The following is a 22,970-nucleotide window of genomic DNA, read 5'->3' as shown; positions in this document are numbered from 1 at the left end:
CATTTTCGACCGAGTGCTACGCCAAAGCACGAACTCGCCGCCTGGACGTCAAACAGGAACGACAATTTCGGCAACAAGTAACGTGGCGGCAGACACAATTGTTCCGCGTTCCCGATGACATGAAATCAACAGTACTTTCCAAACCGGTCAGCAGTACGCGTTACCAGCGGATTTCCTCAATCTGGGCGAAGTCGATCTTGCTGCCATCGCTGAAATCGATGGATCCTTCGGCGTCTTTCGACAATTCGAGCCGGCTGTTTTCGGTGTCCGTCTTTTCAACAGAACCGCTGGTGATCGTCACGGTCCAGTCTGTGCCGTACTCTCCCGCTCCGGTTATCCCCGGGCCGCCGCCGAGATCAATGACATCGGTCCAGGCTGTGCCCACACCGCCCTCGATGACATCATTGCCGTCGCCAAGACCGTGCATGAACAGGTCCGAGCCGTCGCCTCCGTAAAGTGTATCGTCGTCCGAACCGCCAACAATGATATCGTCACCGCCCCCGCCGGAGATCGTATCCTGTCCGCCTTCTCCAAAAAGAAGATCGCGCCCGCCATTCCCGGTGATCTGGTCGTTCCCAGCCACTGATCCGCCTTCGATACGGTCATTCTGATCGCCGGTTGTGATCGTGTCGTTTCCGCCGATACCGTCGACGGAATACGAACGGTCTTCGGAACCGGTGAAACTGCCGTCGCCGAGACCGCCCGTCATTTCGTAGCTGTAGGAGCCATTCACGTTCACCGTGAAGGTTTCGGAAGCTTCCTTGCCGTCTTCGGCCGTTGCCGTAATGGTCAGGTCGATCGAGCTTTCGACCTGACTGTCGAAAAAGGCGTGATCGGAGACTGTCACGACACCATCGGCATCGATGCTGAAGCGGTCATCGCTCAGCGCGTAGGTGAGGGCACCATCGCCCGGGGTCAGAGCTGAAACGGATATCCCGACCTCTGAACCCGCATCCGCGACTTCATGAAGCTGGTTACCGGTCGCATTCGAATCGAGCAACGTGATGTCACTGCTGAATGACAGGTCGCCGGCTGCGACCTTGCCGTCTGCAAAGGTGAATTCTTCCACGTTGCTGACGGTTTTCGTACCGTCCGGTGCCCCGTCGCGCGTGTCGACGATCGTATGGCTGCCGTCGTCATTGTTGTAGATCGCATAGTCGGACTGGCTGCCGGACAGAACGAGCATGTCGTCCCCGGCACCACCATCGACGCTGTCATCTCCACTGAACCCGAAGACGATGTCGTCTTCATCCGTTCCGATGATCCGGTCGGAGCCGGCCGTACCCAGTTCTATCCCGACGGTCTTGTCGAGAGTTGCTCCGGCGGTATCCGTGACCTGAACCGTGACCGTGTCACTCTTGGCCGCGCTCGCATCGTGTTCGCGCGCGAGCGAAACAGACCCGGTGCCTGAGTCTATCTGGAATGCACCGTCGCCATCGTCAAGGAAGCTGAAGTGAAAGGAATCACCCGAATTCTCGTCGGTGATGGTCTCGATCCCGGTCAGTTCCGAACCGGCGGCGATTGTGTCTTCGCCGGCGCCACTCGAAACGACCACGGCGTTGCTTCCCGGATCACCCCAGTTTCCGCCTGATGCCGGGTTCTCGGTAAGACCGGTGATGGTGGCATCGCCGCTGACCGTGATCTGGTAAGGCCCTGTCGATGAACCGGAAGCCGGATAATCCGATCCGCTGTCCAGGGCCTCGGTGCTGTCAAGCGGATAGCTGCCGATGACCACCATATAGGTCCCGGCTTCGAGGCCGGTCTGGGACAGGTAGCTGTCATATGAAGCTGTGCTGCCGTCACTTCCGGCAGCGCCGTCATCGTTGCTGGCAACGAGCGTGAAATCACCGCCGCCATTGTCACGATAGAGATAGATCTGGCTGTCGAGGCTGCCTGACTGATAGCCGTCAGCCAGAACGTCGATTGTCAGGTCGCCGCCATCATGGCTGATTGACCAGTGATCAACCGACTGGTTGCCCGAACCGTCGGAAACGATCTCGCCTGTGACCACGGCATCGCCGCCAACGACCTCGTCAATCGTCAGGCTATCATTCGCGGTGAGTGTGATGCCGGTCGGCGCCAGGTTGACGATATCGCCGAGAGAGTAGGTGCCGTCGGCGAATTCGAAGTTCTCGATATTGGTAAGCGTGTCAGTCCCGTCCGGCGAGCCGTCCCGGTTGTCGACGATCGTGATCGTTCCAGCGTCTTCGGTCACGGTGTAGTCGGCAAGATTGCCCGAGAACCTAGCCGTGTCGGTACCCGTACCGCCGTCAATGGTATCGTCACCCTCACTGCCGGCAAGCGTATCGTCACCGGCGCCGCCAAGGATATTGTCATCTCCTGCAGAGCCGGTAATGGAGTCGTCCCGGTCGCGGCCCTCGATCTGATCGACACCAGTCAGGTCAACACCCGTAAAGTCCCAGTCGATCTCCGAATTGCTGCGCTGTGCTCTCAGTGTCTCGCCCGCGACACCGCTCCCATCGATTTCCTCAATGCCCTGCGTCGCCGCATTGAAGGTGTCTTCCAGTTCAAATTCGGTGCCGGTGTTTTCAGCCAGAACGATCCGGTCCGTGCCCGTTGCCCCGGTGTCCGAAATGATGTCCGCCCGGCCATCGCCGCGGAGCATGTAGGTGTCACTGCCTTCACCGCCCTGGAGCGTGTCGTTGTCGGTGCCCGCACCACCATCGAGCGTATCATCGCCGGCGCCGCCCACGACCGTGTCGGTGCCGTCGCCACCATCCATGTCACCGCCGTCATCATGCGCGGTGATGGTGTCGTTACCGGTTCCACCCGAAATGGAACTTTCGGCAACCCCGGTATCTGTCATCGTGACGCCGCCGTCTTCGAGCTCCATGCTTTCGGCGACATCAGCCACATTGATGGTAAATGTTTCCTCGGAGGTTGATCCGTCCGTGGAAGTCGCCGTGACGACAACGTCAATGCTCGGCTCTGTCTCGTAATCGAATTCCGCACCGGTTGCGACCGTCACCGTGCCATCGGCCGACACCTCGAAGCGGGCGTCATCGACGGAATAGGAAACGCTGTCTGAAACGTTTGTGTCCAGTGCGCTCACCGTGACACCAACGCTGTCTCCCGCAGCAGCGTTTTCTGAAAGGGTGTTGTCCGATGCATCCGTGTCGCTTACCGACCCGACTTGCTCCGCGATCAGGTCACCCGCAAGTACGTCACCATCGGCAAAGGTAAAGACTTCAACGTCATAGACCGTGTCCGTACCGTCCGGAGAGTCCGGCCGGGTGTCGGTGATGGTATAGGACCCGTTTGAATTCTGGACGATGTCATAGTCGTCCCGATCGCCGGAATAGACGGCGGTATCCGTGCCGCTTCCACCGGAAATCCGGTCATTGCCGGCGTCCCCCTGGAGCGTGTCGTCATCTTCTTCGCCTGACAGGGAATCACTCCCCGTTCCCCCGAGAAGCGTGTCGCCGCCGCCACCGCCGTAAATCGTGTCGTTGCCGGCGCCGCCATCAAGCAGGTTCGCTTCGGTGCTTGGCCGGGTGCCTACCTCATCGTCGATGAAGTCGTTGCCATCACCGCCGTAGACCGTATCAGCGCCTGTGCCGAACTCGATGTGATCATCGCCTTTGCCGCCGTGGATCGTGTCGGCACCGCCGCCACTGAAGATCCGGCTGCCGTCGTCGTGCGCGGTGATGGTTTCCGCGGCATCCGTTCCGTAAATCGTCGGCTCAGCGACGCCTTCATCAACAAAGACGGTTTGTCCTGCGTTCAGGCTGAATGTCTCGGCAACGTCGGAAACGCTGATGTCGACAACCTGCTGCGAACTCGTTCCATCGCTGGAGGTTGCCGTGATCGTGAGCTTGATTGCCGGTTCTGTTTCAAAATCGAACGACGCTCCGGCGGCGACTGTGACGGTGCCGTCATCGGCAACCTCGAAACGGTTATCATCGACGGAATAGGAGACAGTGTCGCTGACATCGCCGTCATCGGCGGAGGCTGTGATCCCGACCGCTGTTCCTTCAACTGCATCCTCGGCGATTGTGTTGTCTGCAGCATCTGTGTCGGAGACAGCCGAGACCGATGTCTCGTTAACGTCGGATACGTCGATGGTGAAGGTCTCTTCGGACGTTGATCCGTCCGAGGAGCGAGCCGTCACGGTGACATCGATGGAGCCCTCTGTCTCGGCATCGAAGGACGCATCGGCGGCGACTTTGACGGTGCCGTCGCCGGCGACCACGAAACGGTCATCGTCGACGGAATAGGAGACCGTGTCGCTGACATCGCCGTCATCGGCGGACGCTGTGACGCCGACCGTTGCGCCTTCTGTGGCATCCTCAGCAATCGTGTTGGCGCTGGCGTCCGTGTCGGAAACAGCCGAGACCGAGGTTTCGTTAACGTCGGACACATCGATGGTGAAGGTCTCTTCGGACGTTGATCCATCTGAGGAGTTAGCCGTTACGGTGACGTCGATGGAGCCTTCTGTCTCGGCATCGAACGATGCATCGGCGGCGACCGTTACGGTGCCGTCATCGGCAACATCGAAGCGGTTGTCATCGACGCTGTAGGAAACCGTGTCGCTGACATCGCCGTCGCTTGCGGAGGCAGTAATCCCGACCGTCGTTCCTTCATTTGCATCCTCGGCAATCGTGTTGTCAGCAGCATCCGTGTCAGAGACAGCCGAGACGGAGGTCTCGTTAACGTCTGATACATCTATGGTGAAAGTCTCTTCGGACGTTGATCCGTCCGAAGAATGCGCCGTCACGGTGACGTTGATGGAGCCCTCTGTCTCGGCATCGAACGATGCATCGGCGGCGACTGTGACGGTGCCGTCGTCGGCGACCTCGAAACGGTCATCGTCGACGGTGTAGGAAACGGTGTCGGTGGCATCGTCGTCGCCGGCGGATGCTGTGACGCCGACCGTTGCGCCCTCCGTGGCATCCTCGGAGATAGTGTTGGCGCTGGCGTCGGTGTCCTGAACAGCCGAGATTGTGAACTCGTTGATGTCGGCGACCGTTATTGTGAAAGTTTGCTGCGAAGAGGAGCCGTCGGTCGACGTGACTGTAACCACGACATCAATTGTGTCTTCCGTTTCGGCGTCAAATGCCGTCCCGGCTGCAACGGTGACTGTCCCGTCATCAGCAATGTCAAAGCGATTGTCGTCGAGTGAATAGGACACAGAATCGCTAATGTCGCCATCCGATGCGGACGCCGTGATCCCGACTTCGCTGCCTGCATCCGCGTTCTCGGCAACTACGTTGGCAGATGTGTCCGAGTCCGTGACCGCTGAAACATCCATTTCGTCGACGTCTTCAATCTCTACCTCGAAGGTCTCCGATGAGGTCGACCCGTCGCTGGATTGCGCCGTGACAGTGATGTTGACGGTGGCTTCCGTTTCAGCGTCGAACGTCGCGCCCTCGGCGACGGCTATCGTGCCATCCGCATCAATCGTAAACCGATCATCATCGACGGTATAGGAAACGGTATCGGTCGCATCCTCATCGGTCGCGGCAACGCTCACGCCAATCTTGTCTCCCGCACCGGCATCTTCACTCAGCGCATCGGTCGCCGCATCCGTGTCCGTGATTGCCGATACGGAAAACTCCGAAATATCGGCAATCTGAACAGTCACGTCTTCGCTGTAGGTGAGGCCGCCGCTATCGGTTGTCGTGACCGTCAGCGTGATGCTGTCGGAGCTTTCGCGATCGAGGCTCTCGGTGTTCTTGAGTTTGAGCACCATCATGCCGATGCCGTTCGCGACGATCTCGAAACGGTTGTCAGAAACGGTGTATGTGTGTTTGTCGGCGACGTCGGCGTCGGTTGTTGTCACGCTGCCAACGACCGCACCATTCATGCCTTCCGCGATCGTCAGCGGAATTTCCGTCAGCGAAACATTGTCGAGCAGCGCGCCATAGCTGTTGTTGTCTTCCGCCGTTTCCCGGAATTCGAGAACGTCGTTCCCGCCCGTACCGACAACCTGCAGATCGATCGACTCCCAGTCGCCTGTTTCCGGATCAAAGCGGGTGACCAGTTCGTCATTCCAGTACACCTCAACCGTGCTGGTCTCTGAGCTTGACCGCGCCATCGCATCAAAGGAAAGATCATAAACCTGGCCGAGTGTCGTTTCGACAGACTGCGAGATCGAGTTCACACCGCCGTCTGAATCCAGTTCCAGATGCTTGTCGCCATCGGTGGCGTCCACGCTGCCGAGATTGTTCCAGACTTCCACGGGTCCGTCTGAAGACCAGGCGCCGCTCGGATCTTCCTTGGAGTGGGTCCAGGATCCCTTGGAAACGTCAAAAGCCTCGAAACTCCCATTCCGGATCAGGTTACCTGGATTACCTGTGATCAGAATGTCCGTGGGTGCATTGTCGTTGACGTTGCCGACTTCAACGATGAACGTTTCCGAGGACGTGGATCCGTCGGTTGACTCGGCGGTGACGGTGACATCGATCGTCGCCTCCGTATCCGCGTCGAACGCCGCGCCCTCTGCGACCGTCAAAGTGCCGTCTTCTGCAATCTCAAAGCGGTCATCGTCGACCGTATAGGCAACCGTATCCGAGACGTCGTCATCAGCAGCAAATGCTGTCACGCCGACTGCTGTTCCCGCATCTGCATCCTCGGAGACGAGGTTTTCAGATGCATCGACATCCTGAACGGCAGAAACGTCGAATTCGTCGACATCGGCAACGGTGATCGTGAATGTCTGCTGGCTTGACGTTCCATCGCTCGAAACAGCCGTAACCACGACATCAAGCGACCCTTCGGTCTCGGCATCGAAGTCCGCACCATCCGAGACCGTCACCTTGCCGTCTGCGTCGATGTCGAAACGATCGTCATCGACAGAATAGGAAACGGTATCGCTGACATTCGGATCATCGGCAACCGCGGTAATTCCGACGGTGGAGCCGGCACTCGCACTTTCCGAAATCACGTTATCGGTGTCGTCTTCGTCTGCAATGTCAGTTATATCTTGCGCGACAAGATCGCCAGCGAGAACATCGCCGTCGGAAAAACGGAAAGTCTCGACGTTGCGCACCGTGTCCGTGCCGTCCGGAGCGCCGTCGCGCGTATCTGTGAAAGTAAAGCTGCCATCCGGGTTCCGGACGACATCGTAGTCATCGAGCTCACCGCTGAAGACCGCCGTATCAAGACCGGTGCCGCCATCAAGATCGTCATCTCCGGCGTTTCCGATCAGCGTGTCGTCGCCCTCGTCGCCGTCAATGATCCCGCCATCTTCATGCGCCGTGATCGTGTCGTCACCGGAACCGCCGGTGATGCTGGTTTCGGAAACACCCGCATCTGCAAAGACAACCCCACCGTCACTCAGGACAAGATCTTCGGCAAGATCATCAAAGTCGACAGCGAAAGTCTCCGACACCTCCGCGCCGCCGGAATCGGTCGCCGTTACGGTGACGTCAACAGACGCTTCGCTTTCAAAATCGATCCTCGCATCGTTCTTGAGCTTCAGGGTGCCTCCGAGTACCTCGAAGCGGTCATCGGAAACGGTGTATGTGTGCGTGTCGCCGTCATCGGGGTCCGTAACGGAGAGCGCGCCGACAACCGACCCGGCAGCATTTTCAGAAAGAGCACCGCCGTTGAATGTGTCCAGCGTGGCGTCGGCGTAGACGGAGAGGCCTTCGTCATGGATTTCTCCCAGAAAATCGCCACCGGCGTGGCCCTGGCTGTGCCCCGCAATATTGCCGACGCCGATGTTGTTGCCGCCGTCCCAGTCTCCATCCGGCCATCCGGAGCGCTGCGCCGCAAGACTGTTGCTCTCATCCATCTCTTCGATTGCGAGTTCATCGGAGAGAAGAAGCGTGATTGTGCCGGCGTCCTTGCTGAGCTCCAGAAGAAAACTGTAGTCGGTTCCGGGAGAAACTTCCGCGCTCAGCTCCAGATTGTTGCTGTCACCGGCATAGATGTTGAGGTGACCGTTCTCGATGACGACGTTGAGCCCGTAAACATTGCCGCCGGTCTCGAACAGCGTCTGTGCCGTTGCAACATCGTCCGCCGTCGTGAATGACATGGCGAAGACATTGTTGTCGGTCTCAAGCCCGAGTTCGGAGATGCTGGTGCTGGAGGAATAGCCGTCTGCTGCGGTAAAATCGGCCTTGTTGGCGGTGTCCAGAGTGAGTGCGGTTGGTGCTTCGTTTACGTCCTGGACCGCGATCGAGACCTCTTCTGTATGGCTCAATCCGCCTGAGTCTGTAACCGTGACCGTGATCAGGTGGTTTTCTGCCGTCTCGTGGTCGAGCAGGGCGTCTTCCTTGACGCGGATTTCACTCCCCACGATCTCGAAGAACCCGGACGGGTCGTTCGTGATCTCGTATGTGTGTGTGTCACCTTCATCAGGGTCAGAGGTTGAAAGCGTGGCGACGACCGTACCGCCCGTGCTGTTTTCATCGACAATGGGCTGCATGTAGCTGTCAAGGGTCGCGCCCGAATAGACCGAAACGCCATTGTCGCTGATTTGCCCAAGGAAATCGCCGCCGACATGACCCTGGCTGTGGTCCGCCATGATGCCGACGCCGAGGCTGTTGCCTCCGTCCCAGTCCTGATCGGTCCAACCTGATTTCTGGTCGGCGAGACTGTTGTCCGCGGTCATTTCATTGAGTGGTAATTCGTCCGACATCAACAGGGTGAGGGTGCCGGTCTCCTTGTTGAGTTCAAGCGCGAGATTATAGTCCGTTTCTGTCTCGACAGGTTTGCTCAGTTCGACGTTGTTGCCTTCACCCGCGTAGACATTGAGGACGCCGTTTTCGATAACAATATTCAGGCCATAGTAATTCCCGCCGGTCTCGAACAACGTTTGCGCGGTGTCGACGTCTTCGGAAGTCGAAAAGGAGACGGTGACAACGGTTGTGTCGGCTTCAAGGCCACGGTCAGAGAGGCTGGATGCTGATGAATAGCCGTCGGATGCGGTGAAGTCGGCTGCAGTATAAGGGGCGCTCAGACCAATGCTGACGGGCGCTTCGTTGACGTCGTTCACCGAAATCGTCACATCTTCGGAATGGGAGTGACCGGCCGCGTCCGTCACCGTCAAAGTGAGGACATGTTCATTCGCGGTCTCATGATCAAGCAGAGCGCCTTCCTTGACCCGAATCTCGTTCCCAACGATCTCGAACAAACCGGAAGGATAAGCGGCGATTTCATAGACATGCGTATCGTCCAGATCCGCATCGGTCGCAGTCAGTGTTGCGACAACTGTTCCAGCAGAACTGTTTTCATCAACCGAAGCGTTTGAAAGCAGGATATCGGACGGACTCTCGTCGTTGATATCCGTAACATTGATCAAAAACGTTTCGCTCGAACTGGACCCGTCGCTTGACGTTGCGGTCACCGTGAAAGAGACATCGCCTTCCGTGTCCGCGTCGAAGCGGGCTCCCTCCGCCAGTGTGACGACACCGTTGGCATCAATCACAAATCGCGGGTCGTCAACTTGATAGGCGACGGTCGCCGTAGTGTCCGCATCAACCGCCTGAGCCGTAACGCCGACGGAGGTTCCTGCCGCAGCATCTTCCCTGATCTGATTGACCGTCTCGTCAACATCGGTCACGGCCGAAATGTCGCTCTCGTTGACGTCGGCCACCGTGATCGTGAAAGTCTCGGTGCTTGATTGACCGTCCGCTGCAAGGGCGCGCACGACAATATCGTGCGATCCTGCCGTTTCAGCATCCAGTTCACCCGCGACGGTGACGACGCCGGTCGATGGATCGATCGCGAACAGGCCATCCGCGTCGTCATCCAGGCTGTAAGTGACACCGGAAGCATCCGCCGTTTCCGCATTTGCCGTAATCCCGGTCAACGTTCCGATCGCCGCATTTTCGTCGACGGCATTCTGCACAGTGTCCACGTCCGAAACGCCGGACAGGTCGGAGTCCGGTTCACTTGAAGGTTTTGGCTCCTCCTCCGAACCGGCATCCGGCATGGTATCTGGATTAGGGATTGCGGCAGATTGCGCTGTTGGTTCCGGCTGATTGCCAGCCGGATCTCCCGTGGCAGGAACATTCCTGACAACGTCCGCTGGATTGATTCGGTCAAAAACGGGCGTCGTGGAGGAGCTGCCGCTGCTCTTGACCGGAGCGTCAGCAGATGTGCGTTCGAAAGGCTCAGTTTCGGTGCCTTGTTCCGCTGGCTCTTCAACGGCGGCCGCAACGGCAACCGCATCATCGCGCATATCCAGAGGGCTGTCTTCGAATTGCTGTGTGGACGTGCCCTTGCGAAGCTCTTCTTCCGGCAGGGGTTTGTCCTGATGGCTGCCCAGGTGCAGGTTGGACATGACCTGCTCGCTGGAAACACCCATGTCCTGGTCAAGATGATAGTCGTGCGCCTTGTCGAGGTGGCGGTCCTTGGTGTCGAGAAGCCCGGAATGGAGATAATCGTTGGATCCCAGCGACGAACCGGAATCACCGCTATCGTCATTGCTCCGTGGTTTGTCCTGGGGAACCCGATTTTCGGTGTCTTTTGCCATACGGCTGCCTGCTCACACGATTTCCACAATGCGAGTGAACGACGTCGTCCTTAATAAAGCGAAAAATTTTCACAGAAATTCTTTTTAATTTCAGAAATATATTCGGTGGAGGAATGCTTAAGGTAAACGTTTTTTTAAACCGGATCGGAGCACTCTTGGCGCAACGTGGGGTCGACTCTGGTTAGTCAATGTTAAGGTCATTTCTGTCTTCTTTTTTTCTGCGCAGGATGCATATCGAGCATTCGCCTAGCGGCAAATGGATTTCGTCGCCACGGCTGCCGCGTGACGTCGTGGTTGCGTCGATCTTCGCAAACGTCCTTGGGTTGGCAATGCCGCTTGCGGTTCTGCAGGTCTATGACCGTGTTTTGCCGAACGCCTCAACGGATACATTGCTGGTCCTTACCCTGGGTGTTGTTTGCGTCCTTGCTGCCGACGGATTGATCAAGGTCGCCCGAGCGGCGGTTGTGGGAAGATTGGGGGCAAGCTTCAATCATCAGGCTCACAAGGAGCTGTTTCGGCGGATTCTGGATGCAAAACCGGAAAACTTCGCAGGAACGCCCGTGTCCCTCCAGGTTCACAGGCTCCGCTCGCTTCAATCCATAGCGGACCACTACGGCGATCAGGGGCGATTGCTCGCGATCGACCTTCCGGCCGGAGGCATTTTTCTGGCGGTTCTGGTCTTCATCGCAGGTCCGCTGGCGTTGGTTCCCGTGACCATGCTGGCGGTTTTTATCCTTTTTGCTCTCACGAGAAGCCGCATATTGCAGAAAGTGGTTGCGGATCGGGCGACACAGGACGACCGGAAGTCAGACTTCGTGCTCGAAGTCCTGTCCGGCGCAAAAACCGTAAAATCCCAGGCGATGGAAGCGCTCATGATCCGGCGCTTCGAAAGGTTGCAGAAAGAAACCGCGAACCTCAGCGCGAGATACATGCGCCTTGCGGGACAGGCCAGGGACGCGTCTGCCGTGTTCGCAACGCTTACGACCGTTTTTGTGGTTCTGTTTGGCGCCGTGATGGTCATCAACAATGGCTTCAGCATCGGTGGTGTTGCGGCAAGCACTCTGCTGTCCGGGCAATTCGTCCAGCCGTTTCTGCGAGCGATCAATCACCTGACGGACATGCAGCGCCTGAAACACGATTACGACCAGGTCGAAAGGCTGTTTGATCTGCCGACGGTCAAAGCCGGTGAAGAACTCAAGTCGGAACCGGTGGGCTCCATCCAGTTGGTCAATGTCACCATGGACATCCAAAATGCGCGCCGTCAGGTTTTCACGGACCTGAACCTGACGATCAATCCGGGAGAGTTCGTTGGGGTCAGTGGTGCGGATGGGAGCGGCAAGAGCACATTGATGAAGCTTTTTGCCGGCGAGTTATCTCCGCTCAACGGGGAAATCCTGATCGGAGGTCATGACCTGTCCGGCCCCTTGAAACGCGCATTGCGCAAGCATATCGCCTATGTCGACAGCCGATCAGCCGTGTTCAACGGCTCGATCATCGAGAACCTGACCATGTTCGGTGCTGTCTCCGATATTGCGCATGCGCGCATGGCGGCAAAGCTGATCGGATTGGAAAAGGAGATCCACCTGCTTCCGAAGGGATATGACACCCAGCTTGGCGCAGACCTTGGCGGGAAAGTGCCCGCTTCGACATTGCAGCGGATCTGCATCGCACGCGCCCTGGCGGGGGAACCGAAAGTCCTGATCCTCGATGAAGCCAACGCGCAACTGGATCAGCAGGCTGAAAAAGGCCTCGTTGATGCTCTGTATCGCCTCAAGGGACACTTGACCGTCGTGATCGTCACGCACCGGCCATCCATGCTTGCGGTTGCCGACCGGCAGTACAGGCTGGAGGATGGAAGGATCCACGAGATCATCAAAGAGAGCGTCCCCGGTTCTAAGAATGCGGGGATGTCGGCGTGACCCGTGCATTGTTTGATCTTCAGGATCTGAGCCCGCAAACCAATCCCGTCCACAGGCAATGGAACGAATTGTCGGATGAATTGGAAACCGGGGCCGGCGATACGGCCTTCAACAAGCTGAGTGAGGGCAAAACACCGGCGGAAAAATGTTTGGTTCCACTGCTGCGGGAAATGAACTGGCAGGGCAATGACCGCCTGTTGTTTGAGGCTCTGCCGCACTTCGATCAGATTTGCACAATCCAGGACCTCAGAACGGTTCTGAATCGGATCAAGGTCTCGTCCGCGCGCTATCGCTCCAATCCTGCCGAAATCTCGGTCTCGCAACTGCCATGTCTGAGCGTGACGGCTGACGATGTTCTGGTGCTTGCCACCAAGACCGAAAATGGTGAATTCCGCGCATATTCGGGTGTGAAGGGCGAAGCCGTGATCGTAACGGCGAAGGAGATAGCCCGCCACGAGGTCTATACGGTCTCCGAAGAAACCGAAACAGCAAACAACGCTGCGGGCAATCGCAGGTGGTCGTCGCTCGCCTCGAAACAGTTCCGCGCCAGCATTGTGTCCATCCTAGCAATCGGGTTCGTGCTCAACATTCTCGCGTTGGGGCCGCCATTGTTCATCATGGCGATTTACGACAAGGCAATGGGTGCCAAGTCAATCGAAGTCCTCCTGACAATGGCAGCTGGTATTGGGATCATCATCTTGAGCGAGCTTGTGCTTCGCAAAACCAAGAACAGCCTGCAATCCTATCTTGGGGGACGCATCGATGCGATTGTCGGGAACAAGACCTTTGAAAGGATCCTGCATCTTCCCTATTCGATGCTTGCTGAAGCCCCGATCGGGACACAGGTCATGCGGCTGCGCTATTTCGACAGCGTCCGAGACATTTTTCAAAGTGCACTTTTCACCGCGATCGTCGACATACCATTTACGCTTATCTTCATCGCCGCGATCTTTCTTATCGGCGGGCCCGTGGCCTATCCTCCGCTTGCGCTGCTTGTGACCTACTCCGTTATTGCCATCTATGTGTTGCCGAAGGTGCAGCGCGAGGTGGCCGCCGTAGGAGAGCACAAGTCGAAGCTGAACAGTTTCATGATTGAAACTCTTCGAAATCAGCGCACCCTGCGGGACCTGTCTGTTGAAGAGACATGGCTGGAGCGGTTTTCGGGTCTTTCGGCCACCTTCAACAAGATGAACATACACGCGCGCAATCTGACCCACCTGTTGCAGACGACTTCGCAGACACTCATGACCATCTGTGGCGTCTTCGTCCTTGGGATCGGGGCCCTGCAGGTGATGAACGGCGACATGAGCCTTGGCGCACTCATTGCGACGATGGCGCTTTCCTGGCGTGTTCTCAACCCTATGAACCAGGCTTTTTTGAGCATCACGCAACTGGCACAGAGCAGAACCGTGCTCGAACAGATCGACAACCTTATGAAGGTGCCGCTGGAGCGCGAACCCGGCTATCTTCCCAAGATCACCCGTGACATTCAGGGCGACCTCAAGATCACGTCGCTCGTGCTGAGGTATCCGGGCGCCACAGAAGCATCGCTGAAAGGCGTCGATCTGACTGTAAAACAAGGCGAACTGGTTGCAATCACAGGCCCGAGCGGTTCCGGCAAATCGACGCTCTTCCAGGCCATCACCGGCCTCTACCAGCCGCAGGTGGGCTCCATTCTCTTTGACGGTCTGGACGTTCGCCAACTCGATTCAGCCGAATGGAGATCGCGGATCGGTTACGCACCCGATGACCTCGATTTCTTTTACGGCACCGTAAAGCAGAATTTGCTCCTTTCCGAACCCGGTGCCAGCGACAGCCGGATTTTTGAAACCGCCGAAGGCCTCGGTCTTCTGTCCTATCTTGAGGCGAACTTCGACGGGCTCGAGACACGACTGAACAGCGAAGTTCTCAAGCAAATACCGGACAACATGAAGCAGCGCATCGTACTTGCCCGCGCGCTGGTCAAGAGAGTGCCGCTATATCTCTTCGACAATCCCGGCATGCATCTTGATTTTGAAGGCGACCGCAAATTCATGGACATGATCGGAAACCTGCACGGCAAGGCCACGGTTCTGATCAACACGCAGCGCCCCAGTCACATGAAACTGGCGGACCGCGTGGTCGTGTTCAATTCCGGACAGATAGCGATGATGGGGCCGCCGGATCAGGTCGTACCGGTTTTGATGGGACAGACGGCCAAGGCCGGCTGAATCTGGTGCGCAATGCGGCTTGGCGGGCGCGCCAGGATCGAACCTCACGATGCTTCGCTTGACCGGACACTCGCAATCGCTTCCTGGAATGCCGGCCCGGCGATGATTGCGTCGGCGTAAGCATGTCCAAGCAACTGGCCTTGAGAGACATCCATCGGATAGTGAACGCCCGCGATGACACGGCCATGTCCGATGCGGGTGGCGAGATCCATCAACTCGTCTGCTTTTTCCGGAAAGACTTCTGCCAGCAGCCTGGCGTAAACGATCGCCCGGATCGAGTGTCCGCTCGGGTAGGAGGCAACGGGCCGCGCGTCGCCGAGGGGATTGACCGCGCCGTTGATTTCGAACGGTCGTGGATAGTCATAGACGTCTTTCACGGCGTCATAGTCTGCACGCACCGCGTCAATCGCGTTGTCTATAACGGTTTTCAGTGTCAGGCCGTCCACCTCGAAAATCGCGTCCCCGATTATGGGTGCAAAGCGTTCCGTGTTCAACGTTGTCTCGACGAATTCTGCCTGCTCCGGTGTTCTTGTTTCCTGCAGCCAAAGCACAGTCGACATTTCCTCGTGAAACCTGGGTGAGCCAAGCGCGGGCGGCTCCATGATCATGCTGTGGGCATCCACGCTCGCGGGTGGCAGCAAAGGCAGGGCAGGCTCTGCAGCCTTGGCCGGCGCCGCAACGATAACGAACCCGACCGCGATCGCGGAAAGAGCGGCGAGGGATCTGTTCATGTTTTTGCACCTCCACAGTGATTGAATGGGACGAGTCAAGTCAATCGCCTGCACATGAGATGAGGTGTGAGCGGCTCGATACAAATTAAGTTGTCTTAATCTTTGCGCTGAGAAAGTCTTACAAAGACAAAGGGTATCCGGATCCCGGCCATTCCCTTTTTGGCGTTGTTTCGCACCTGTAAACCATCAACTGGCCTGTTGATTGCCACCGGCACGTAACCGCAGCATTATCGCAGCTCAGGTTACCCGGGATTGATGTCGGGAAGACAAACATGCGCTGTCGACCGCATCGACTTGCGCCTGTTCCGGCGCATTATCCGAGCCGTTTGTTGAAGATGGATCCAACGCGTTTCGATTTCGGTGCGCGTGATGTCTTTCTCGTCTGAGAAAGAGAGCGCACTGCAGGCGTGAAGCGCGCTTTCAAAGGTGGCCCAGTCAACGGTCTGGACCCCGTTTAAAGCGGCGCGTTTCCAGGCAGAACTGCACTGGATCGTTCCGTTGAGATCGCGACGCTTGATAGCTTCGACGAGGTTCCTGAACAAATAGCCTTCCGAGGCCCTGTAACGCGTCTTGAGTGTCTCTGCGAGGCGCGTCAGTCCGGGAGAGAAACGTCGCCACAGAAACAGGGCAAGTGAAAGCGCCAATCCCAGGAGCACCGCTGCCAGAGCGGCTCCTCTCCAGTTGAATTCCGTTGCTTTCTGGTACGGCGGAGCAGGTGCCGTCCCGGTGACGTTGAACGAGATTTCCGGCACAGTGGCGGTTTCAACGCTGCCGCTGTCGAGATTGTACCAGGAGAGGGTCTTTTCAGGGATGGAGTACGTTCCGGGAGCTTCCGCAACCAGTGTCGTTTCCTCTGTTCGGGTGCCCGAAAGCAGACCCCTGTCTTCCTTTTCATCGAGCACCGGCTCTTTCGGATAGGTGGCAACACCTTCACCCGGGCTTTCCTGCGCCAGCGGGGGTACGAACATTGGGGCGACACCGCTCACCTTGGCGACCGTCGTCACCGTTAGCGCATCGCCGACCTTCATATCCTCTACCGCCCCCTCGACGGTCCGGTCCAGCGTGAGCGACTTTGCCGCCAGAAACGGATCAAGCCCGTCAGCCCCATCCGGGATCTTCCCCGTGATCTGGAATCCCTCTGTCTGTGCGTCGACCACGACGGGTTGCTGGTTGTCCGGATCCGCATAGGTCACCTTGATGGTGCCCGGCGGGATCAGGAACGTTCCGGCTGTCATCGGATAGAGACGGTATGACCGTGTCACACCGGACCAGGTCTCGCCATTGATGGTTTCGCTTGTCGGGCCCGACGCCCGCGATGGCAGCCTCACGACGACATTGGCGGTTTCGTAGCTCGGGAACACGGGAGGTGAGGGGAGCCACGTGGGCACCAGCACGGTAATCCTGTAGATCAGCGGCTGGCCGGGGACGGCAGTGTCCTCTTCCAGCGACGTTCTGATTTCAGGGATCTGCGTGTCCTGCGCCGAGGCGGGGGCACCTGCCAGAAACAGGAGAACGATCAAAGGCCTTACGAAAGTCATTGAGCCCCCTGAGCGTTTTCAAGGGCGAACCGGCTCTTCAGAAAATCACCAGTCTGCGTATCGACCGTTCGCATCCATTGCTCGGCCGTTTCCGGCATCGTCTCTCCTGTCTGCTGCTGGGTCTCGGTTCCGCGGCCCGCCTCGTTGTCATAAACGGTGTCGTCGGCACCAATTCCCGCTTCTTCGCTGGTATCGGACTGTTCCCGTGTTCTTTCGATGTACTCAAGAATGTATTTTGCAAGCTCCAGGTTCTTCCGCGCGGCTTCATTTGCCGGATCGCGATCAAGTGCTTTTTGAAACGCGTCGATGGCATCCCGGTAGGACCGCGACTTGATCAGGGACATGCCTTCACCCAGTGCTGCGTCCGAACTGTCCTGCCAGGCGTAAAGCTCGGCGGCTTCCTCGTATTTGCCGGACTTGTAGAGCGCATAGGCTTTCCTTGAGGGGTCGGTGAAGAGCTCTGCCGCTCTTCCGAAATCCTTGGCGTCGAAGGCCATTTGACCCTGTTGATCCGGCGTGAAGAACCAGTCGCGCCAGCCATCGGCGTTGGCCCGCTCGACAGGTTGAGACAGAACGGCCAAAAACACGATAACCGACCAGCGCATCGACCATCCCCGCCGGAACCAGAACAGCAGGATCAGGGCTGCGGGCCAGGCAAGCAGGACGCCCTGATCACGCCACTTGGCTTTGTCGTCCTGTGACAGTGCTGCCTGATAGGCTGCATCTATGCTCCGGATGACCTGGTCCACGTCGCGCGTGTCTGCGGTCACATTGACCACGCGGCCTGAAGCCAGGTCACTCATGCCGGCTCCATTGCTGGCGTCCCGATTGAAAACCCAGAAACTGAGTGATCCTCCGTTTGCAGGATCTTCTCCGGCAATCGCTGTCTGTTCATCGCTCGTGAGCGTATCCAGCATGAACAGGATCGAGCCGGGTTCTTCCTGTCCATCAAGCAGGGTCCGGGCAAGCCTCAACGCGCCATCTGCGTCGCTTCCTTTCTTGGGCATGACGCCTGGATCAAGACCCTCAAGAAAGGGCTTCAGGACTTCAGGGTCTTCGGTGAGCGGGACCACTTGATGGGCAGAGCCGGCGTAGGCAATCAGACCTGTTTTTGCACCTGCACGTTCCTTCAACAGATCCAGGATCTTGTGTTTGGCACGTTCCAGGCGTGTCGGCGGAATGTCCGGTTCCATCATCGATTCTGCGACTTTGAGCGCGATCACGAGCGGCGCCTCGTCCGATACGAGCGGGTTTGCCTGCCGGGACCATGTCGGCCCGGCAGTTGCGAGCACAAGCAGCGTCAGAACAAGGGCGACGGTATCGATGGGTCGAAGCATCTGGCGCTTGTCCGCCCCTATTGTCAAAGCAGCAGCAAGGTGTGGTGCGATGACGGAAGGCATCTCGCTCAAGCGGCCTAATCTGAAACGCGCAATCCACCAGAGAACACCGACGATGGGCAGCGCCAGGAGCCACCAAGGTCTGAGAAAGTGAAACTGCGAAACGTCCTGCAACAGCCAATCCGGGGTCATGCGGCCCTCCTTCGGCGAGAGCCCAACAGGATCGTTGCAAGTGCGAGAAGTCCGATGCACACGGCTAGCCCGAGAAAATACTGGCCGAGCGCGTCCCTTGGACGATAGCTGGCCGTATCCACTTCACGGGGCGCGAGCGCATCGATCCTGGTGTAAATTTCACTCAGCGCATTTTCGTCGCTCGCAAAGAAATATTGTCCACCTGCGGCGCTCGCAATGTCTTTCAGGCTCTGTTCGTCGAGGCGCTGCTCTCCACTGCCTGCCGGGTCGCCGACGCCGATGGTGACGATGTCGATACCTTCCTTGGCAGCAATTCCCGCAGCGTTGATCGGTGTCATCCGGCTGCCCGTGTCTGCTCCATCGCTAAGCAGGATGAGCAGCCGTTCCTCGATCTGACTTGCCTGAAAGGTCTTGATGGCGAGGCCTATTGCATCTCCGATGACCGTTTGCGGACCGGCCATGCCGACTTCGGTCTGATCGAGCAGGGCACGAACCGAACCGAGATCTTCGGTAAAGGGCGCTTGCACGTAGGCTTTGGACCCGAAAACGATCAAGGCAACCCTGTCACCGTCGCGCTCGGAAATGAAGGCACCGACGACGCGTTTGATGGCGTCGAGCCGCTGCGTTCGCTGACCGTCGCTGGAGGGAAAGTCGACCTGATCCATCGACCCCGAGATGTCAATGGCAAGCATGACATCGCGGGCAGCTTTTTCCTGTACGATCGGATCGCCGACGCGCACCGGTTCGGCCAGGGCGCACACAATCAGGCACCAGACCAAAACGGCGGCAAGTGACTGTAGAAAAGAGCGGCTAACCACGACGGAGCCCGAGGTCGGTTGCTGTCCTGTCGCTGAGGCGATGCTGCGGAAATACGGAAACCGGACGGAGGAAACCCGCTCCTTGTGCGCCGGCAACAGAAAATAGACCAGCAGCGGTAGCGGAAGCATCAGAAGGGCGAGGGGCTGATCGAATTCAAGCATCCGGAAGCTCTCTTCGATGTTTCTTGATCCACTCTTTCACGAGCAGTCTCAGGGGTTCGCCGGACGTTTCATCCTGGTAGGGCGCTGTGGCAAGCGCCTTTCCCGGGCCATCGGAAAAGCCGCTGCCCCCGTAGGTCTTGTCGAGGAACGTCAGCCATGCGTCACCGAAAAGCGAAGCAACGGCGGCCCGTGGATAAGCTGCGAGCGCGGTTCGGCGCACAAGGAGCGCGAGAGAGGATGCATCCGGAGCGGAGCGGGTGAGTTCGCCGAGGGCCGCCCGCCGGTAGGCGTTCCTGCGCCAGCGCTTGAGAAGGTGCCACACCAGCACGGACAGCAGCGCAAGGGCGAACAGTCCCAGCCACACCCAGCCCAGTGTCTGCGGCGCCATTGAGATTGGCGCCGGTTCGGGAGCGGGCTCCAGCAGATCGATCAACTCGGCCAGACTAAGGCCTTTCCACTCCTCATTCATTTGGTGCTTCCCGAGGCCTGGAGCGAAGACCCATGAGGCGGCGCAACTGATCGATCGTATCACTGCCGGCGCTGAGCGGCAGCACGGGCGTTCCGTACTTCTGTTGCCATCTCAGAATCTCCGCGATGCGGCCAGAGGCGAAGTCGGAAAGCTTTCGAAAGGTTTCCGTCGTGCCCGTATCGAGTTCCACCTGGAGTTCCCCGTCAGAAACGACAAGCTTCATGTTCCTGGGTACGTCCTCCGAGATCGGGTCCGTGACAGGGCACAGAATGACATCATTGTTTCTGGCGATGGTGCCGACGAGCTTTCCGGTCCTGTCGTCGAGGCCATCAAAGTCGCTGATCACGATGACGAGATGATCGCGGCGGGCGAGGCGGGCAACCGAGGTGAGCGGCTGGTTCAGGAACAACGGATGCTCGACGCGGGGCGCTTCGGCGTGGAGCATCCGGTTGGCGCGGTCCAGTGCGGTGAGGAAACGGTTCACGGCGGTCCGGCCGCGTTTGGGACGGAATTCGGAGACGTAACCGTCTCCGAAGATGACAGCTCCGACACGGTCTCCCCGATCGATGATACGGAACGCGATAAGAGCCGCTGCCTCTGCGGCTGTCACGGACTTCATGTTCAGCCGGGTTCCGAAGAACATCGACATACGTTGGTCGACAACAAGAAGAGCAGGGCGGTCGCGCTCTTCGCTGTAGACCCTGACATGGGCTTCGCCCGTCCTGGCGGTAACTTTCCAGTCGATCGTTCGCGGATCGTCGCCTGGCAGGTAACCCCGCAGCTCCTCGAAATTGAGACCCCGGCCTCGCAGCCTGGACGCGTGCCGTCCGTTGAGGACGCTCGTGACAGGCTGACTTGGGAGTAGGGTCAGTTTTCTGGCCCGGCCTTCAAGCGATCGCAAATGGTGCAGGCTGACCTTTACTCTCGTGTCGGCTTGTTCTGGCGTTTGCGGGCTTTTTGAATTGAGCCCGGTCCGGGACCTTGCAGCGGCGTCACGCATCCCAGCCTCCTCACGTCAACGCGACCTGGGCGATGATTTCGTCGATGACCTTGTCCGGTGAGATACCGTCGCCATCGGCCTCGAAACTCAGACTCAGGCGGTGACGCAGCACATCATGCGCAATGGCCCTGATATCGAGCGGATCAACGTAGTCACGCCCGGCCAGCCAGGCATGCGTCCGGCTGCACTTGTCAAGTGCAAGCGAAGCTCTCGGGCTCGCCCCGATTTCAATCCAGCGCGCAAGATCCGCTGAAAACCGGTCAGGCGTCCGCGTTGATTGAACGAGGTCGGCCATGTAGCGCTCGCTCGCCTCGGATACGTGAACGGCGCCAATCTCGGACCGCGCTGCGAAGATCGCCACCTGTTCGATTGCATCAGGGGCGGCGGCGCCGTCGGATTTGGTTTCGCCCTCGTCGGCCGCGGGTGCAAGCGCTGCCGTTTCTTCCGCGCGAACCAGACGGATAATCTTCACTTCGTCTTCAACCGGCGGATAGGTGATCAGGACGTGCATCAAGAACCGGTCCATCTGCGCTTCGGGAAGGGGATAGGTACCTTCCTGTTCGACGGGGTTTTGCGTCGCCATGACCATGAACAGCGGTTCCATCTTGTGGGTCTTGCCGCTGACGGTGACCTGGCGTTCCTCCATCGCCTCCAGCAGCGCCGCCTGCACCTTGGCCGGTGCCCGATTGATTTCGTCCGCCAGGACAATGTTGGCAAAGATGGGACCTTTTTCGAACCGGAATGTGCCGGTACCGCCCGACTGGTGGTAGACCTCCGTGCCCGTCACGTCGGACGGCAGCAGGTCAGGGGTGAACTGGATGCGGCTGAAGTCGGCCGTCATGTTCTTGGCCATCGCCTTGATCGCACGGGTTTTCGCCAGTCCCGGCAACCCCTCGACCAGAAGATTGCCGTTTGCAAGCAACCCTATGATCAGGCGGTCAATGACATCTTCCTGACCGATGATGGAGCGTTGCATGCGCTCCTTGAGTTGTTGCACCTGCTGAAGTGCTTCTGACATCTTGGACAATCCGTGAAACGATTATGGGTAGAGGTTGCGGGAAAGGAAGCCGGCCCTGATCACTTTCAGTTGCCGTTACCCGACCAGACGCTCTTCCAGTCCTTCGCCATATCGACGAGCAACCAGCCGCGTGCTTCGGCTTCGTCAAGCCCTCTGACCAGCTTGCCCACGTGGCTGTCCCGGTCGTAAGCCCATTCCCGTTCTGCGTCAGTGTGATGCACGATCAGCCCAAGGCTCGGACCGTCTCCGGAGGTTGACCATTCGAGCATCTCGAAGTCGCCATCGGAATTGCCGCCAATGAAAATCGGTCGTTTGCCGATCTTGCTGTCGATACCGACAGGTTTCCCTGCCTTGTCGTCGATGAAGGCGATCCCGGGGTCCTTGATGATCGTCGGTACGCCATCAACGACCTCGTAACGCGTTTTTCCTGCGCTGCCGATTACATTTTCCGGAGGAACACCATAGGCTTCTTCGACGAATGCTCGCATGAAGTGGACGCCACCACCGGAGACCAGGTATGTCTCGAAACCCTCATCCCGCAAGTATCTCAGAAGCTCTAGCATCGGCTGGTACGTCATGTCGGTATATGCGAGATCTTTTGTCGGGTGTCTTGCCGTTTCAATCCAACTGGCAACGTCAGCCTGGAACTCCGGAACGGAAAGCCCGGAGTGTGACACCATCACGATTTCCAGCAAGCCTTCTTCACCTGCCTTCGCAACGGCTTCCATGTCACCGGCCGCCGCCGCCTTCAAGACATCGCTGGAAAGAATGGACGGATCTTTCGCTGCCATTTCCTTCAGGCGGTCGAGTGCATAAAAGAGCTGGAAATAGACCGGTTTTTCAGACCAGAGCGTTCCATCGTTGTCGAACACCGCAACCCGGTCCGACGGCGTGACGTAGGTGTCGGACGAAGGATCGGTGATGCCGCTCACGAATTCGACAATTCGGGATTTCGTTTCACCTTCCTGCCAGGAGGGAAGCGGGTCGGCGTAAGCGGAACCCACGGAAAAAGCCACAACGGCAACATACAAAAAAAACCTCATACCGCACTCCCGGAAGATGACCTGCGAAAAATCGTGCGCAGTCACGATACCCGGACGCGTTCCCGCGTCATGTTCAAGATCCACCG

11 protein-coding genes are annotated in these 22,970 nt (G+C 58.2%); 2 read left to right on the top strand and 9 right to left on the bottom strand.

Translation table 11 applies throughout. From position 1 onward, the window contains the following. Positions 1 to 160: 160 nt before the first annotated feature. Entirely contained in the window at positions 161 to 10,447 is a 10,287-nt protein-coding gene (locus RDA78_RS22165) for a cadherin domain-containing protein (RefSeq protein WP_434051945.1), read from the bottom strand. Between the two features lie 188 nt (positions 10,448 to 10,635). On the opposite strand from RDA78_RS22165, the gene RDA78_RS22160 reads away from it, so the two are divergent. Together RDA78_RS22160 and RDA78_RS22155 are read left to right on the top strand one after the other, a co-directional pair. Next, on the top strand, positions 10,636 to 12,366 hold the full coding sequence (locus RDA78_RS22160) for a peptidase domain-containing ABC transporter (RefSeq protein WP_434051944.1): 1,731 nt from the start codon (positions 10,636 to 10,638) through the stop codon (positions 12,364 to 12,366). Then, positions 12,363 to 14,576, top strand: a complete 2,214-nt coding sequence (locus RDA78_RS22155) for a peptidase domain-containing ABC transporter (RefSeq protein WP_434051943.1) — start codon at positions 12,363 to 12,365, stop codon at positions 14,574 to 14,576. The genes RDA78_RS22160 and RDA78_RS22155 overlap by 4 nt, the downstream gene beginning before the upstream one ends. A 44-nt stretch (positions 14,577 to 14,620) precedes the next feature. On the opposite strand, the gene RDA78_RS22150 is transcribed toward RDA78_RS22155, so the two are convergent. The 8 genes from RDA78_RS22150 to RDA78_RS22115 all read right to left on the bottom strand — a co-directional run bounded on the left by RDA78_RS22150 (position 14,621) and on the right by RDA78_RS22115 (position 22,884). After that, positions 14,621 to 15,307, bottom strand: coding sequence for a phosphatase PAP2 family protein (locus tag RDA78_RS22150; protein WP_434051942.1), 687 nt, complete (start codon positions 15,305 to 15,307; stop codon positions 14,621 to 14,623). Between the two features lie 242 nt (positions 15,308 to 15,549). After that, positions 15,550 to 16,845: a BatD family protein gene (locus RDA78_RS22145; protein WP_434051941.1), complete on the bottom strand. Its 1,296-nt coding sequence runs from the start codon at positions 16,843 to 16,845 to the stop codon at positions 15,550 to 15,552. After that, positions 16,842 to 18,374 (bottom strand): VWA domain-containing protein, encoded by a 1,533-nt coding sequence (locus RDA78_RS22140; RefSeq protein ID WP_434051940.1) that lies wholly within the window; start codon positions 18,372 to 18,374, stop codon positions 16,842 to 16,844. The genes RDA78_RS22145 and RDA78_RS22140 overlap by 4 nt, the downstream gene beginning before the upstream one ends. Then, positions 18,371 to 19,354, bottom strand: a complete 984-nt coding sequence (locus RDA78_RS22135) for a VWA domain-containing protein (RefSeq protein ID WP_434051939.1) — start codon at positions 19,352 to 19,354, stop codon at positions 18,371 to 18,373. The genes RDA78_RS22140 and RDA78_RS22135 overlap by 4 nt, the downstream gene beginning before the upstream one ends. After that, on the bottom strand, positions 19,347 to 19,823 hold the full coding sequence (locus RDA78_RS22130) for a DUF4381 domain-containing protein (RefSeq protein ID WP_434051938.1): 477 nt from the start codon (positions 19,821 to 19,823) through the stop codon (positions 19,347 to 19,349). Before RDA78_RS22130 ends, RDA78_RS22135 begins: the two co-directional genes overlap by 8 nt. Then, positions 19,816 to 20,823, bottom strand: a complete 1,008-nt coding sequence (locus RDA78_RS22125) for a DUF58 domain-containing protein (protein WP_434051937.1) — start codon at positions 20,821 to 20,823, stop codon at positions 19,816 to 19,818. The genes RDA78_RS22130 and RDA78_RS22125 overlap by 8 nt, the downstream gene beginning before the upstream one ends. 10 nt (positions 20,824 to 20,833) lie before the next feature. Next, a complete protein-coding gene (locus tag RDA78_RS22120) occupies positions 20,834 to 21,841 on the bottom strand; it encodes an AAA family ATPase (protein WP_434051936.1) in 1,008 nt (335 codons plus the stop codon). A 65-nt stretch (positions 21,842 to 21,906) separates the two neighbouring features. Beyond that, on the bottom strand, positions 21,907 to 22,884 hold the full coding sequence (locus RDA78_RS22115) for an HAD family hydrolase (RefSeq protein WP_434051935.1): 978 nt from the start codon (positions 22,882 to 22,884) through the stop codon (positions 21,907 to 21,909). Positions 22,885 to 22,970: the final 86 nt, after the last annotated feature.

The organism is Roseibium sp. (assembly GCF_051016195.1).
Taxonomy (GTDB): Bacteria; Pseudomonadota; Alphaproteobacteria; order Rhizobiales; family Stappiaceae; genus Roseibium.
Note: the sequence above shows the minus strand (reverse complement) of the source record. Positions and strands in the feature narration are given on the sequence as shown.